General features: G+C 61.1%; 17 protein-coding genes. 7 read left to right on the top strand and 10 right to left on the bottom strand.

Features of this window, described 5'->3' with window-relative positions; genetic code table 11:
- Positions 1-258 precede the first annotated feature (258 nt).
- Positions 259-843, top strand: coding sequence for a transglycosylase SLT domain-containing protein (locus tag ASD46_RS24775; RefSeq protein WP_013636743.1), 585 nt, complete (start codon positions 259-261; stop codon positions 841-843).
- A 117-nt stretch (positions 844-960) separates the two neighbouring features.
- Here ASD46_RS24775 and ASD46_RS24770 read toward each other — a convergent pair whose 3' ends face one another.
- The 5 genes from ASD46_RS24770 to ASD46_RS24750 form a co-directional block, all read right to left on the bottom strand.
- Entirely contained in the window at positions 961-1,575 is a 615-nt protein-coding gene (locus ASD46_RS24770) for an alpha/beta hydrolase (RefSeq protein ID WP_025594360.1), read from the bottom strand.
- A gap of 169 nt (positions 1,576-1,744) precedes the next feature.
- Positions 1,745-2,689, bottom strand: coding sequence for a VOC family protein (locus tag ASD46_RS24765; protein WP_003513996.1), 945 nt, complete (start codon positions 2,687-2,689; stop codon positions 1,745-1,747).
- Positions 2,690-2,854: 165 nt separating this feature from the next.
- On the bottom strand, positions 2,855-3,931 hold the full coding sequence (locus tag ASD46_RS24760) for a siderophore-interacting protein (protein ID WP_025594361.1): 1,077 nt from the start codon (positions 3,929-3,931) through the stop codon (positions 2,855-2,857).
- A gap of 120 nt (positions 3,932-4,051) precedes the next feature.
- The gene (gene ung / locus ASD46_RS24755) at positions 4,052-4,744 is read right to left on the bottom strand and encodes a uracil-DNA glycosylase (protein WP_025594362.1); all 693 of its coding nucleotides are present in this window, start codon (positions 4,742-4,744) and stop codon (positions 4,052-4,054) included.
- Positions 4,745-4,758: 14 nt separating this feature from the next.
- Positions 4,759-5,154 carry a VOC family protein gene (locus ASD46_RS24750; RefSeq protein WP_025594364.1) on the bottom strand — a complete coding sequence of 132 codons (396 nt, stop codon included), beginning with the start codon at positions 5,152-5,154 and terminating at the stop codon, positions 4,759-4,761.
- A gap of 259 nt (positions 5,155-5,413) precedes the next feature.
- Here ASD46_RS24750 and ASD46_RS24745 point away from each other — a divergent pair, with 259 nt between their 5' ends.
- Complete coding sequence (locus ASD46_RS24745; protein ID WP_025594365.1) at positions 5,414-5,770, top strand: YbaN family protein; 357 nt, start codon at positions 5,414-5,416, stop codon at positions 5,768-5,770.
- A 71-nt stretch (positions 5,771-5,841) separates the two neighbouring features.
- Here the strand turns inward: ASD46_RS24745 and ASD46_RS24740 are convergent, their stop codons facing one another.
- From ASD46_RS24740 to ASD46_RS24730, 3 genes are read right to left on the bottom strand one after another with little or no spacing between them, the layout of a single operon-like run.
- On the bottom strand, positions 5,842-6,624 hold the full coding sequence (locus tag ASD46_RS24740) for a heme ABC transporter ATP-binding protein (protein ID WP_025594367.1): 783 nt from the start codon (positions 6,622-6,624) through the stop codon (positions 5,842-5,844).
- Positions 6,621-7,709 carry a FecCD family ABC transporter permease gene (locus ASD46_RS24735; RefSeq protein ID WP_019565086.1) on the bottom strand — a complete coding sequence of 363 codons (1,089 nt, stop codon included), beginning with the start codon at positions 7,707-7,709 and terminating at the stop codon, positions 6,621-6,623. The genes ASD46_RS24740 and ASD46_RS24735 overlap by 4 nt, the downstream gene beginning before the upstream one ends.
- A complete protein-coding gene (locus ASD46_RS24730; protein ID WP_003514008.1) occupies positions 7,706-8,599 on the bottom strand; it encodes a heme/hemin ABC transporter substrate-binding protein in 894 nt (297 codons plus the stop codon). Before ASD46_RS24730 ends, ASD46_RS24735 begins: the two co-directional genes overlap by 4 nt.
- A gap of 195 nt (positions 8,600-8,794) precedes the next feature.
- On the opposite strand from ASD46_RS24730, the gene ASD46_RS24725 reads away from it, so the two are divergent.
- The 5 genes from ASD46_RS24725 (at position 8,795) to ASD46_RS24705 (ending at position 12,122) form a co-directional block, all read left to right on the top strand.
- Entirely contained in the window at positions 8,795-9,142 is a 348-nt protein-coding gene (locus ASD46_RS24725; RefSeq protein WP_003514016.1) for an antibiotic biosynthesis monooxygenase family protein, read from the top strand.
- A gap of 9 nt (positions 9,143-9,151) precedes the next feature.
- On the top strand, positions 9,152-9,673 hold the full coding sequence (gene hutX / locus ASD46_RS24720) for a heme utilization cystosolic carrier protein HutX (RefSeq protein WP_003514017.1): 522 nt from the start codon (positions 9,152-9,154) through the stop codon (positions 9,671-9,673).
- 155 nt (positions 9,674-9,828) lie between these two features.
- On the top strand, positions 9,829-10,605 hold the full coding sequence (locus ASD46_RS24715; protein ID WP_035198721.1) for a YbaY family lipoprotein: 777 nt from the start codon (positions 9,829-9,831) through the stop codon (positions 10,603-10,605).
- 204 nt (positions 10,606-10,809) lie between these two features.
- Complete coding sequence (gene purU, locus ASD46_RS24710; RefSeq protein WP_003514019.1) at positions 10,810-11,694, top strand: formyltetrahydrofolate deformylase; 885 nt, start codon at positions 10,810-10,812, stop codon at positions 11,692-11,694.
- A gap of 98 nt (positions 11,695-11,792) precedes the next feature.
- Positions 11,793-12,122 (top strand): hypothetical protein, encoded by a 330-nt coding sequence (locus ASD46_RS24705; protein WP_003514020.1) that lies wholly within the window; start codon positions 11,793-11,795, stop codon positions 12,120-12,122.
- 42 nt (positions 12,123-12,164) lie between these two features.
- Here the strand turns inward: ASD46_RS24705 and ASD46_RS24700 are convergent, their stop codons facing one another.
- Both ASD46_RS24700 and ASD46_RS24695 read right to left on the bottom strand, forming a co-directional pair.
- Positions 12,165-13,541 carry a sensor histidine kinase gene (locus tag ASD46_RS24700; RefSeq protein WP_025594372.1) on the bottom strand — a complete coding sequence of 459 codons (1,377 nt, stop codon included), beginning with the start codon at positions 13,539-13,541 and terminating at the stop codon, positions 12,165-12,167.
- Positions 13,538-14,218, bottom strand: a complete 681-nt coding sequence (locus ASD46_RS24695; RefSeq protein WP_025594373.1) for a response regulator transcription factor — start codon at positions 14,216-14,218, stop codon at positions 13,538-13,540. The genes ASD46_RS24700 and ASD46_RS24695 overlap by 4 nt, the downstream gene beginning before the upstream one ends.
- Between the last annotated feature and the right edge of the window lie 8 nt (positions 14,219-14,226).

Raw genomic sequence — 14,226 nt, 5'->3', positions numbered from 1 at the left:
AACCTTGCGCCGCGCGCACGCTGGATGACCGGGATGGGATAAGCATAAGCGGCTTTGTGAGACCGGGGATGTGCGGGGATGCCGGCAATGCCATTTCCGGAAAAAACGCCACTCACCCCATGGTTTTGCCGCATCCCGGACACAGGAATTTTCAGCGGGTTAACAAGCGCTTGATCGGCAGCATTTGAATTAACCTTGTCTTAAAACCCGACGTTAATGGTTAGCAATTTAAGAATAGCGGAACGAAAGGGTTCCGCGATGCGTGGCGTATTTGCCGTTGTTTTACTGATGACTGTTCTGGCCGGTTGCGCAACCGCACCGTCGCAGGTCACCAATGCCTGTGCGATTTTCGAGCAGCGGAACGGCCTCTTCAACAATTGGCGACGTGACGCGAGGGCAGCCGAACGGGAGTTCGGCGTGCCGGTGCCGGTGATGATGGCAACGATCTACACCGAATCCGCCTTCCGCCCCTATGCCCGCCCGCCGCGCACCAAACTCTTCGGCTTCATTCCCTGGACGCGCCAGTCCACCGCTTACGGTTATGCCCAGGCGCTGGACGGTACATGGGAAGTCTACAAGCGCGAAACCGGCCGCTGGTCGGCAAGCCGCACGGATTTCACCGACGCGATCCATTTCGTCGGCTGGTATCACGCCAAGAGCCGCCGCGAAAACGGCATTGCGCTGAACGATCCCTATAACCTCTACCTCGCTTATTATTCCGGACATGCCGGTTACGCCAAGGGAAGCTGGCGCAACAATTCCGCCGTCCAGAAAGCCGCCCGCCGCTCCGCCAACATGGCGCTGCGTTACGAGGCGCAGTTGCAGCAATGCGGATATCGCTGAGGCGGGTGTAGCAGGATCGTTCCGCCTGGATGCGATGCGGAAAGGCGGATCACCTACCCTCACCATCACCCCGGACTAGATCCGGCATGACGGTGAGGAAGGAGGCGGGGCAGAAAGCTACTCTCCATAAGGCGCTAGAAACTCCCGCACCGCCTCGATCTCGTTCGAACGGATTTCATGCCCGCCCGGATGCCACACCGTTTTCACCGTGCCGCCCTGCGCTTGAAGGCTCTTTTCCAGCGCCTTCGTCAGCGGCACCGGGCAGATGGGATCGCGTTCTCCGGCCGTGATCAGCACCCGGCGCGAGGATTTGGCCGCAGCCGCCTGCGGCTCGAACGGGATGAGCGGATGCATCAGCACGGCGGCATCAAAAAGCTCCGGCTGTTCGATCAGCACATTTGCGAGGATATTCGCGCCGTTGGAGAAACCGAGACCGATAACCGGACCAGCCTGATAGTGCTCCCGGTTGGCTTTGACGAAATCCGCCAGCTTGGCTGTTGCCCGCTCTAGATCGGCCATGTCGTAAACGCCCTCACCCGTGCGCCGGAAAAACCGCGCAGCGCCATGTTCGGCGACATCGCCGAGCGGCGAGACAATCGTGGCATTCGGCAACAGGCCCGAGCCGAAATCGAAGAACTGGTTTTCATCACCGCCGGTGCCGTGCAGCACGACGAAAAGCGGTGCACCCGCAACGCCGGCACGGGATTTGTGGAAATATGTGTCTTTGGTCATTGGATAATCCTTTCTGAAAGGAGAAATGCAGCGATACCGAACTCACTCTGCCGCAAGGCATTGGGCATCACATGTCGAGCGAGAGGTTTCAGCGTGTCGTCTTCTCCCCGGACGGGGAGAAGAAAAGAGTGGCAAACGTCCTGCCGAAGGATGGCCAGGTCCGATAGGGTTAAACCGCCTTCTCGTCACCCAGCGGCTCCAGCTGCTTTTCCAGCTGGGCGCGCAGATGCGCGTGCTGGGTCGGCAGCTTCAGCGCCTCGCCGAGATGCGCCGTGTCCTCGTCGCGGTCGAAACCGGGCTCGTTGGTGGCCACTTCGAACAGCACGCCGCCGGGCGTGCGGAAATAGATCGCCCAGAAATAATCGCGGTCGATCACCGGGGTCACCTGATAGCCCGTATCCATCAGCGCCTTGCGAACTTCGAGCTGCTTTTCGCGGTTTTCGACCGCAAAGGCGATGTGGTGCACCGAACCCGCGCCGAGGCGCGCGCCGGAGATGTTCGGCATGGTTTCGATGTCGATGACATCAGCACCGTTGCCGCCGGGCATGCCGAGACGCAGCACGCCATCCTGGCGGTCCACTTCCTCATACCCCATGAACTTCAAAAGCTCGGCGGTTGCCCCTTCGTCACGAAGGCGCAAGGAGGCGCCCTGAAAACCGTGGATCGCCTGATCCGCACTGACCCCATTGCCGGTCCACTGCGAACGGGCATCATCCTTGATCTCGACCAGTGCGAAACCATCACCATCGGGACCTGCAAAATGCAGGCGCTTGTTGCCGAATGCCTCGTCAGCCTTCAGACCGTCCACGCCCGCCTTGGAAAGACGATCCTGCCAGTAGCCGAGCGAGCCTTCCGGGACGGAAAACAGCGTTGTGCCCACTTCGCCGGTGCCGGGACGACCACGGGCAATGTGCGGGAACGGAAAATAGGTCATGACGGAGCCGGGCGTGCCGACCTCATCGCCATAATAGAGATGGTAGACATCCGGCGCATCGAAATTGACCGTCTTCTTCACCCGGCGCAGGCCGAGCGTATCGGTGAAAAAGCCGTTGTTCTGGCGCGCACTACCGGCCATGGAGGTGACGTGGTGCAGGCCCTTAATCTGGTTCAACATGATAAACCCCTTTTCGCCTTGGCGGCCCGTCAATCGGGCCAGCCGTGTTCATGGCGTGAAGATGGGGTAAGAAGTGCTGCGGGCATAGACCGGCAACAGGAACGGATTGTTCCCGATTGGTGAACGATAAAACCGACTGTTCAACTCAGTCGATAGAGGCATGCCTCAATGATCGTCGGCGAGGCCCATGCTCCAGTAACCGACGGCGCGCAGCGACGCTTTCGGGAAGGAAATCTCATCGGTGAGGAAGGATTTCGCCGCCCTCGCCTCGGACTTCTCGCAGGCGACGAAAACATGCAGGCCGTCATGCTCGCCCGTCCAGGCATGGCCGCGCAACGCCTGTTCGATAAGGCCCGATGTGCCGGCGGGCTTGCCGCGACGATAAAGCCATGTCCATTCGACATTGGCGGCGCAGACGATCTCCTGCCGTTCCGCCTCGTTGTCGATCTCGGCATAGACGCTGAGCGTCTTGCCAACAGGCATTTCCGCCGCCATGCGCAGCATCACCGGCAGCGCGGTCTCGTCGCCGGCAAAGACGTAACGCTCCGCTTCCGGGCAAGTGCCGCTCGGACCGATGATGCCGAGAACGTCGCCCGGCTTTGCCGTCGCGCCGAAATTTGCGCCCGGCATGTCATCGCCCTCATGCATGACGAAATCGATATCCACCTCACCGCGGCCAACATCGCCGGAGCGGATGGTATAGACGCGCCGCGTCAGAAGATCGTCGCCCGCCGGCCAGACGATCGCGCCGGTGGGCGCGAGGTAAGGCCAGACCGCAGCGCGCGCCTGATCGGGAACGAGCAGCAGGCGAACATGCATGCCGCCGGTGACAAGCCTTTCAATACCGCTTTCGACGGACACCACGAGACGGCGCATATGCGGCGTCAGATTATAGGCGCGGGCAACCTTGCCGACGAAGAGATTGGGTAGCTCGCGCTGATAGGCGCCGTGTCCGCTCCAACGGAAATCGAGTCCCGTCTTGCCGGAAAACTCAACGATATGCTCAGCCACCATGGCCTTGACCGACGTCAATATATGTTCCGAAACGCAGCTTACCCGGGCGGCAAACCGGCCACCTTCGGCGCTGAAGCTGCCATGGCCATATTCCGCCTTGAAACGCACCGTCGCCCCTTCCCGCTCCATCTCCATATGCTCCGAAAAATGATCCTCGAAAGCATCGACGATCGATGCGGGATCGGGCAGCGAGACAGAGGTTTCTGCAGACAGGAGAGACACGGGCACAAATCCTTCACTTTGTAGTCGAGTATTCTTAAACCGGACCCGACTGCGCTGTAAAGATGTTTGCTGCACTCCCCGTCATGCCCGTCTTGAGCCGGCATGACGGGGAGGCTGGAAGGTTGCTTAAGCAGTTTCCGGCAATTGCCAGTCGATAGGCTCGCGGCCATGGGATACCAGGAAGGCGTTTGCCTTGGAAAAATGGCCATTGCCGAAAAAGCCGTTATGGGCCGAAAGCGGCGAAGGGTGCGGCGAGCGCAGCACGAGATGTTTTTTCTGGTCCACGAAAGCCGCCTTCTTCTGGGCATAGGAACCCCAGAGCAGGAACACCACATGCTCACATTCGTCATTGACGGCGCGGATGACGGCATCGGTGAACTTTTCCCAGCCCTGCCCCTGATGCGAGGCAGCGCGCGATTCTTCCACCGTCAGCACGCTGTTGAGCAAAAGCACGCCCTGTTTCGCCCAGCTTTCCAGAAAACCGTGACTGACGGGGCGGATGCCCAGATCGCTCTGCAATTCCTTGTAGATATTGACGAGCGAGGGCGGAATGCGCACGCCGGGCTGCACCGAAAAGCAAAGCCCATGTGCCTGGCCAACCCCATGATAGGGGTCCTGCCCCAGAATGACGACCTTGACCCTGTCGAGAGGGGTCAGATCCAGCGCCCGGAAATATTCGGCACCCTTGGGAAAGATGTGCTTGCCAGCAGTTTTCTCGGCAAGCAGGAAATCTTTGAGCTTCTGCATGTAGGGGCTGGCGAATTCGGTGGAAAGAACACGTTTCCAGCTGTCTTCGAGTTTGACGCCTGCCTCTGCCATGTTGTGCCTCTTTGTTACTTGAACCGGTTGCCGCGCTGCAGCACCTCGATCTTGTAGCCATCCGGATCGCAAATGAAGAAATATTTCGCGAAAGGCTGACCTTTATGGTCGGCTTCGATGATCTTGCCCGGAGACAGGCCAAGCTCGATGAAACGCTGATGTTCGGCATCCACATCGGCAACGCTGACCGCGAGATGGCCGTAGCCGTCACCCAGCGCATAGGGCACTTCGCGACCCCGGTTGACAGTCAGCTCCAGCTCGAAATCGCCTTCGGCATTGCTGAGATAGATCAGCGTGAAATTTTCGAACTCGGCACGTTCCGCAACCTCAAGCCCGAAAGCCTGCTTGTAAAACTCCACCGAACGCTTTTCTTCCAGCACCCGGACCATCGAGTGGATCAGCTTGGCCATGGTGTTTTCCTTCTGCTTCTTATCTCGTCGTCGTCCGGTTGTGCTCCGGACATTGCGGACCAAGGGGATAAAGACAGAGGGCCGCGCTTTCAACCCTAAAGACGGATTAAGGAGCAGGGGAAACCGCCCGATCACGGCAAATGTGATGGCGAAACAGTTGGCGCATGACCTGGGCACGCGGGCTTTCCGGTCAAAATGGCCCTCACATTTCGCCCCGCCGCTCTATCCTGAGTAGAGAACTCATGATACCGGCATATCCATGCGCCTTCTGTACCTCTGTCTTGGCTGGCTTATGGTCGCGACCGGCATCGTCGGCGCGTTTCTTCCCGTTTTGCCCACCACGCCATTTCTGCTGCTGGCGCTCTGGTGCTTTTCCCGCTCCTCACCGAAACTCGAGGCGTGGCTTCTGACCCACCCCCGATTCGGCCCGTCGCTTCGGCAATGGCGCGAACGCGGCGCAATTACCCGCAAGGCGAAGATTGCGGCCCTGTCGGCCATGTGTGCGAGTTATGCCGCCTTCTGGTTCCTGAGCGACCCGCCGACTCTGCGCGCGGCAATCGTTGCCGCCGTCATGCTCGGCTCTGCACTCTTCATCGTCACCCGGCCGGAAAGCTGAGGCGACATCACCTTTAGAGCCTTGTCGCATTTCCTGACGGAAAACCGGGTTCCACTTTTCCTGGAAATGCTCTAGCGATGCCTCGACTGCGGCAGCACATAAGGAATATGCCGCGCCGGCAGCCGTCCGACGACGCCGCCAATGCCATAGACCCTTGCAATCGTCTCGTCGCTGATCGTATCCAGCGATGGACCGCTCGCCGTTACCCGGCCGCCATGCATGACGATAAGTTGATCGGCAAATTCTGCCGCAAGGTTGAGATCGTGCAGGATGGCAAGCACGAGACCGCCGCCAATAGCGAAATCCCGCGCCGTTTCCAGCACCGCGATCTGGTGGCCTATATCGAGACTGGCCGTCGGCTCATCGAGAAAGAGAGCCCGCACCTCGCCGTTTTCCACGGGATGCGGCACCTGGGCGAGAGCGCGGGCAAATTGCACGCGCTGCTGCTCGCCGCCAGACAGCATGTTGTAGGAGCGCTGCTCGAACCCGCGAAGCCCGGCCCTGGCGAGCGCCCGGCGGGCCTGCTCTTCCGGCGCGCGCGACCCTTGCGCGACAGCGCCCATGCGCACGATTTCGAGCGCGGTGAAAGGAAAGGCAAGCTGGGTATTCTGCGGCAGCACGGCGCGGATGCGCGCAAGCTGAACCGGCGTAAACAACGGCAGGGCAACATCATTATAAGTCACTGAACCGGCCTCGGCACGCATCTCGCCGGACAGAACCTTCATCAGCGTCGATTTGCCGGCACCGTTCGGACCGATAATGACATTGACCTTGCCGGGCTTCAGATCGATGCAGACCTCGTCGAGCAGACGGCGGCCGGAGCGGATGAGGGTGAGGTTTTCGGCCTGGATCATGACATGTTCCGCATGGAAAATCCGCCGCGGCCAAGCAGCAGGAACAGGAAGACCGGCGCGCCGATCAGCGCGGTGACCACACCGATGGGCAATTCCGCCGGTGCCGCAACCGTGCGGGCAAAACTGTCGGCGAGAAGCAGAAGTGCGGCCCCGCCAAGTGCAGAGGCCGGCAGCAGGAAGCGGTGCGATGGGCCAATGGCAAGCCGCAGCAGATGCGGCACGACGATACCGACAAAACCGATGGAGCCGGCAGCCGCCACGCTTGCCCCGCAGGCAGCGGCAACGGCCAGAATGACGACTCGCTTCAGCCGCTGCACGGGAATGCCCATGTGAAAGGCCGCCGCATCGCCAAGGATCAGCGCATCCAGCCCTCTTGCGACAAAGGGAATGATGGCAAGCACGACGACGATGAAGGGCAAGGTGGCGAGAACCTTGGCAGGGGTGGCCCCACCAAGCGAACCGAGAGACCAGAAGGTGATGTCGCGGAGCGCCCGGTCATCGGCCACAAAAATCATCAGGCCGGTCAGCGCACCGCTGATCGCCGCAACCGCAATACCGGCCAGAATAAGCGTCGTCGTGGAGGTGGCGCCATCCCTTGTGGCAATGACGTAAAGCAGCCAGGTATTCAAAAGCCCGCCGAAAAACGCCATCAGCGGCAGAAAATGCGGGCCGAAAAATACGGCGACCGTTGCGAGCGCACCTTCCCCAAGAGAAATTGCCGCAACCGCAAAAAGTGCTGCACCCGAGGTGACACCGACAATGCCGGGATCGGCCAGCGGATTGCGGAAAAGACCCTGCATCATGGCGCCCGAGACGCCAAGCCCAGCACCGATCAACATGCCGAGCGCCGTGCGCGGCAGTCGCACCGCCTCGAGAATGACTTTATCACGCGCATCGAGTTGATCCGCGCTGCCAGTCAGATAGGCCCAGAGTTCGGAAATGCCCACACCCGTGGGCCCGCTGACGAGCGACACGCCGCAGGCAAACAGCAGGATGCCAACGAGCACGGCAAGGGTAACGACCCCCTGACGGGATCTGTCACCGGCAACCCTGCCCTCCGTGGAACTCAAGGCAGCAAGGCTCACGGCTTCACCACATCAGGGTAGAGCTTGTGCGCCAGTTCACGACCGGCGGCGGGCGTGCGCGGGCCAAAACCGATGAGGTAAAGCCCGTCCATGCTGATCAGCGCCTTCTCCGCAGCAGCCGGCGTGGACTGGAACGCGGGCAGCGCGAAAATCTCATCCGCCTTGCCGGCATGGTCGCCGCGCGCCATGGTCAGCACCACATCGGGCGCGGAGGCGATGACCGCCTCATCCGTCAACGGCTTGTACCCGCTGATTTCCTGCGCGGCATTGATGCCGCCGGCCATTTCGATGATCGCCGCCGCTTCGGTGCCCTTGCCCGCCGCCATGATGCGACCGCCGGCGCTGGAGAGCACGAAGAGCACACGCTTCCTGTTCTTTTCCGGCACGGCTGAGACGTCCTTGGCGAGCACATCAAGCCCGGCTTTGGTTTCCGCGGCCAACGCCTTTGCCTTGTCGGCAAGACCAACTGCCGCACCGACATCCTCGATCTTCCTGGGGATGGCGTCGCCGCTCGGCGGGGTATCGACGGTGACGAAAGGCACCGCACTGGCCTTGAGGATGGCAACGACATCCGCCGGGCCGGACCCATCTTCAGACAGGATGAGATCGGGCTTCTGCGAAAGAATGCCCTCCGACGAGAGCGCCCGCATATAGCCGATATCGGGCTTGGACAGCACGTCCGCCGGATAGCTGCTGGTGCTGTCACGCGCAACGATGCGGTCGCTCGCGCCAAGCGCATAAAGGATTTCCGTTACCGTACCGCCGACTGCAACGATGCGTTTCGCCTCCGGATTGCCCTTGTCCGAAGCTCTAGCTCCGGGCGCGGCAACGGCGATGACGGCGGGCACGAGGGCGGCGAAAACGAACGAGCGAAGGCTTAAATTCAACATGACGCTATCCTGAAACACAAGCTGGCACGGGCGGATACGGGATTGCCCATCTTATTTAACTTGAGTTATTTGCACATGTTTATAGAAGGCGCAATCGATAAGTGGAGTAAATTGTTCGCTTTATCGTCAGCCTCTTTCCATCCACGCTTTGGCTGGATATCCTGACTGCAACTGTAAACTTAAAGGGAGACTTCCATGTTTATCGCAATGAACCGTTTTCGCGTCGTACCGGGCTATGAGGATACCTTTGAATCCATCTGGCGCGAGCGTAAATCGCACCTGAGCGAGCTGCCGGGCTATATCGAATTTCACATGCTGAAAGGCCCGAAGGCGGATGACCACACGCTCTATGCCTCGCACACCGTCTGGGCCACCAAGGACGATTTCCTGAGCTGGACCAAGTCCGAACAGTTCCGTGCCGCCCATGCCAAGGCCGGTGAGAACCGTGGCAAGGTCGAATATCTTTCCGGCCCGCATTTCGAAGGTTTTGACGTCATCATCCACGAAGACAAGAATGGCGAACGCCGTTCGATTGCCGCCTGAGGCTCGCCTATGAGCATTGCAGCACAAAAGACCGATGACCGGCAGGCCCGCGCTGCCGCAGCACTTGCCGAAAAGCCTGACGGCATCGTGGAAGCCATTGCCGCCAAGGCAGAGGTGACATCAGCCGAAGTTCTGGCGATCCTGCCGCAAGGTGCGGCCGTTTCGGCTGGTTCCGATCAGTTCGACGCGATCTGGAACGAGATGCGCGGCTGGGGCGAAGTCCTGATGATCGTCCAGACCGGCGATATCGTGCTGGAAGTGCCGGGCGACCTGCCGGAGGGCAGCGAAAGCCACGGCTGGTTCAACATCCACGGTGACAGCCCCATCGGCGGCCACATCAAGAAGGACAATTGCGCCGGCATCACCTTCGTCGATCGCGGCTTTCATGGCCGACGCTCCTGTTCCGTCTGGTTCATGAATGCCGCCGGCGGCGCCATGTTCAAGATTTTCGTCCGTCGCGACGAAAACAAGGAACTGCGTGGCGATCAGCTGGCGAAGTTCGAAGCGCTGCGGGACAGTTTCCGTGGCTAAGTGAATGGGAGGCTGCTGGTGGTGGCCTCCCTCCTTACTCATCAATCCGCGATGGCTCAGCCCCACTCGTGAGGAAACATTCACCGGTTCATCGCCCGTTCAGTGCCGTTTTTTATCATCCGCTGAAATTCGATCAGCAGCACGGAGCAAGCACCATGAACGACCGCCAGCCACTTCTTTCGCGCCGGAATTTCGCAGGGCTCCTCGCGCTTGCACCGCTTTTTGCAGCGGGCGGTGCGGCTGCCGCACCCGCAAGCCTGCGCGGCAGCGTTTCCTATCGCGAGCGGATCGCCCTGCCGCCGGGCGCGACTGTTACTGTGCGCCTCATCGATGTCTCGCTGGCGGACGCGCCTTCGCAGACGATCGCCGAAACCACCATACGCCCGCGTGGGCAGGTGCCGGTACCCTTCGTTTTGCGTTATGACGACCGCGACATCCGTGGCCGCCGTTCCTATGCGCTCAGCGCCGAAATCCGCGAGGGCGACCGGCTGCTCTTCACCACCACGCGCCGTTACTCGGTTCTGGCCGGTGGGCGTGACGACACCGATCTCGTTCTGGAACGGGTGGCGGCGGCTCCAGGCAGGCCGGAGCCGCAGGCTGGCATTGAGGGGCGCTGGCTGGTGCAGGAAATCCGTGGCGAAAGGGTTCGCGGCCGCCGCGAGGCAACGCTGGAAATTTCCCGCGAGGGCCGCGTTTCCGGCAATGCCGGCTGCAACGGCATCGGCGGCGAGGTGAAGATAAGCCGCAACCGCCTCGATTTCGGCCGGATGATTTCCACCCAGATGGCCTGCGCTCCTGACATCATGCGCCAGGAAAGGCAGTTCATCGAAGCGCTTGAAGGCGCCCGCTCCTTCCGGCTCGAGCCGCGCCGCGGCACGCTGGAGCTGATCGACAGCCGCGGCCGCCCGGCCATGCGCCTGCGCCGCGCCTGAGAGTGGTAACGGCAGGCGGCAACGCCTGCCGCCGCCGTGCTGGCCGTGGAACATTCCATGTCGCTTCCGGCACGGCGCGGCCCCTTTTCCCGTCTTATGACTTTGCTGCACTCGTCTTGGCGCTTTGCTCCGCCACAGAGCTGCGCTATGGAACGCGCCAACTGCGCCGGTTCTCGCCGGTGCAAAGTCTTTGAGGGAAAACGAATGACAACCTATGTTCTGACAGTAGCCTGCAAATCGACCCGCGGCATCGTCGCCGCGATTTCCGGTTATCTGGCGGAAAAGGGCTGCAACATCGTCGACAGTTCGCAGTTTGACGACCTCGAGACCGGCAAGTTCTTCATGCGCGTTTCCTTCATTTCCGAAGAGGGCGCGACGATGCAGGCCATCACCGAGGGCTTTCAGCCGGTGGCGGAAAAATTCGGCATGGAAGCCCGCATCTATAGCGACGGCCAGCGCATGAAAACACTTCTGATGGTGTCCCGCTTCGGCCATTGCCTCAACGATCTGCTCTACCGCTGGAAGATCGGCGCGCTGCCGATCGATATCGTCGGCGTCGTCTCCAACCATTTCGAATATCAGAAAGTGGTGGTCAACCACGACATTCCCTTCCACCACATCAAGGTAACGAAGGAAAACAAGCCGCAGGCCGAAGCGCAGCTGATGGACCTGATCGAGACCAGCGGCACCGAACTGGTGGTGCTGGCGCGTTACATGCAGGTGCTGTCCGATAACATGTGCCGCAAGATGTCGGGCCGTATCATCAACATCCACCACTCCTTCCTGCCATCCTTCAAGGGCGCCAACCCCTACAAGCAGGCCTATGACCGCGGCGTAAAGCTGATCGGCGCGACAGCCCATTACGTCACCGCCGATCTGGACGAAGGCCCGATCATCGAGCAGGACACGGTGCGCGTCACCCATGCCCAATCTGCCGAAGACTATGTCTCTCTTGGCCGTGATGTGGAAAGCCAGGTACTGGCACGCGCCATCCATGCCCACATCCACCACCGCACTTTCATCAACGGCAACCGCACCGTAGTCTTCCCGCCAAGCCCGGGCAGCTACGCTTCGGAACGGATGGGCTAATACGCCACGAAAACAACGCGGAATTATTTTTATCGACCGGCAACCGAGCATCCCATGTGACCGTTTCTTCACTGTAGCCCAACAGCGAGGTCTCTCACATGAAAAAACTCGTCATTGCCGGCGCCGCGTTTCTCATCGCGGCGGGCTCCAGCTTCGCCCAGCAGCCGCCACCACCGCCGGGACCAGCGGACGCTGGTTCAAGGGCGGATGCGCCGCCGCCACCTCCTCCGCCCGGCCCTGGCGGTCCGAGGGAAGCAGGCTGGCGGGACGGCCCGCATGGCAAGAGAATGCCACCCCCGCCCTCCAAGGCAGCGCATTTCAGGATTGAAGACGGCGAGCGCAAAATCGACGTCAAATGTGCCGATGACGAGCCGATGAAGGCCTGCGCTGACATCATGATGCAGATTATCGACAAGATGAACGAATAGGACCGCGAGTCTCATCCAAGGGGACGGCGCAGCAGTGCCGCCTCAGGAGAACTCCACCCGGGCCCTTAAGCCCCGCCCTCCCGCGCCGTCCTCCAGCATCAGTCGCCCGCCGAACAGCCCGGCGATCTCCTCGATGATCGCAAGGCCGAGGCCGGCGCCGGGGGCGGCGTTGGCTTCGCCGCGGGCGAAGCGCTGGCGCACCATGGCGCGTTTTTCCGTGGGTATGCCGGGGCCGTTATCTTCCACTTCCAGCCAGACGGCGCCCGCTTGCCTGCCGACGCGCACGGTGACTTCCGCACCACGCCCCGCGTAGTTGATGGCATTGGAAACGAGATTGCCGATCAGTTCACCGATAAGGAGCGGCTCGGCGAGAATTGTCGCTTCGCCCTCGCCTTCGAAACCGAGATCGATGCCGGCGTCGGCCGCGCGTGGCACGAAATCTGCCGTCACGTTCTGCGCCACCGCCACGAGGTCGATCTGGGAAAAATCATGTTTTTCGCTCGAACCGGCAGCATCGATATTGGCCATGCGCAGCAACTGGGCGAGGATGTGTTCGGCATGGGCCACCGAAGCGCCGCCCTTGCGCGCCGCCGCCTGCGCGTCTTCGAGACTTGCGGCGCGGGCGGAAAGCGCAAGCTGCGTGCTGATGATGGCAAGCGGCGTGCGCAATTGATGGCTGGCATTACCGGTGAAATGCCTGAGCGCATCGAGCGCCGATTGCAGCCGCACCATGAAGGAATTGACCGTTTCCACCAGATTTTCCACCTCCACCGGCACGGATTGCCGGATTGGATGCAGGTCGTTGGGGCTGCGCTCGGCAATCGCTTCGCTGAGCCGGTAAAGCGGCCGGAGCGAAATCGTCACCGCGATCCAGACAATGATCGCCGCGCCCACGATCATGAACAGCAGGCGCAAAGCCGAGCGCAGGATGATGGCCTGCGCAAGCTGGCTGCGGGCGATCGTCGTTTCAGCCACCGTCACGGAAAAGGGCACGGAATTGATGCCGGTGGAGGCAAAACGGCGGATCGCGGCGATGCGGATCGGCTCATCACGAAACACGGCATCGCGATAGGCAGGCGTTTCTCCGGCCGGATTCTCCACCGTCGGCAGGTTCTGGTAACCGGTGAGAAATTGCCCGTTTGGCCCGTCGACACGGTAAAACACCCGGTCCTGCGCCGCCGATGTCAGCATTTCCAGCGCGACATAGGGAATATCGACCTCCAGCGAGCCGTCTTCGGCCACCACCACCCGCTCGGCAATCGCAAGCGCGGAACCTGACAGCACCCGGTCGGAGACGACATTGGCCGTATTGACCGCCTCACGCCAGGTATCAGTGAGCGCAACGCAGCCGATGATGGCGGTGGAGATGAGAAGCCAGCCTAAAAGACGCCGCCTGAGCGAATAGGCGGCCTGTCTCATTCAGCCATCTCCGGCAGCTTTTCCAGATAATAGCCGATGCCACGCGCCGTCTTCACCGTCAGCCCGTGGGGGGCAAGCCGCTTGCGGAGCCGGCTGACATATTGCTCGATGGCGTTGCCTGATATCTCGTCGTCGAAACCGGTCAGCGATTGCACGATCGCCTCCTTGGCAACCACCTTGCCCGCCCGCATGAACAGCACCTCGAGCAGCGCCACTTCACGCGCCGGAATATCGAGCGGGCGCCCATCGGCTGAAAAGGTGCGGGATGTGAGGTCGAACAGGACTTTGCCGAAGCCGAGCGTAGAAGAGCGCAGGCCGGCATTGCGACGCAGCAGCACCCGCACCCTCGCTTCAAATTCGGTGATGTCGAAGGGCTTGATCATGTAGTCGTCGGCGCCGAGATCGAGCCCCTTGACCTTCTCCTCCGGCGTGCCACGCGCCGTCAGGATCAGCACCGCCGCCTTGTCCTGGCGCGAGCGCATGGAGCGCAGCACCTCGATGCCGTCCATTTCCGGCAGGTTGAGATCGAGAATGACGAGATCGAAATTTTCCGCCGCAATCGCCGCGTCGGCGGAAGCGCCGTCTGAAACGACATCCACCGCATAACCGCTGCCGCGCAGAAGCGCACACAGCCCTTCCGACAGCACCTGATTGTCCTCGACCAGCAAAATACGCAATTCTTCCT

This window comes from Rhizobium sp. Root491, from assembly GCF_001427205.1.
GTDB lineage: Bacteria > Pseudomonadota > Alphaproteobacteria > Rhizobiales > Rhizobiaceae > Agrobacterium > Agrobacterium tumefaciens.
The sequence above is the reverse complement of the archived record's forward strand: the minus strand, read 5'-3'. Positions and strand labels throughout refer to the sequence as shown.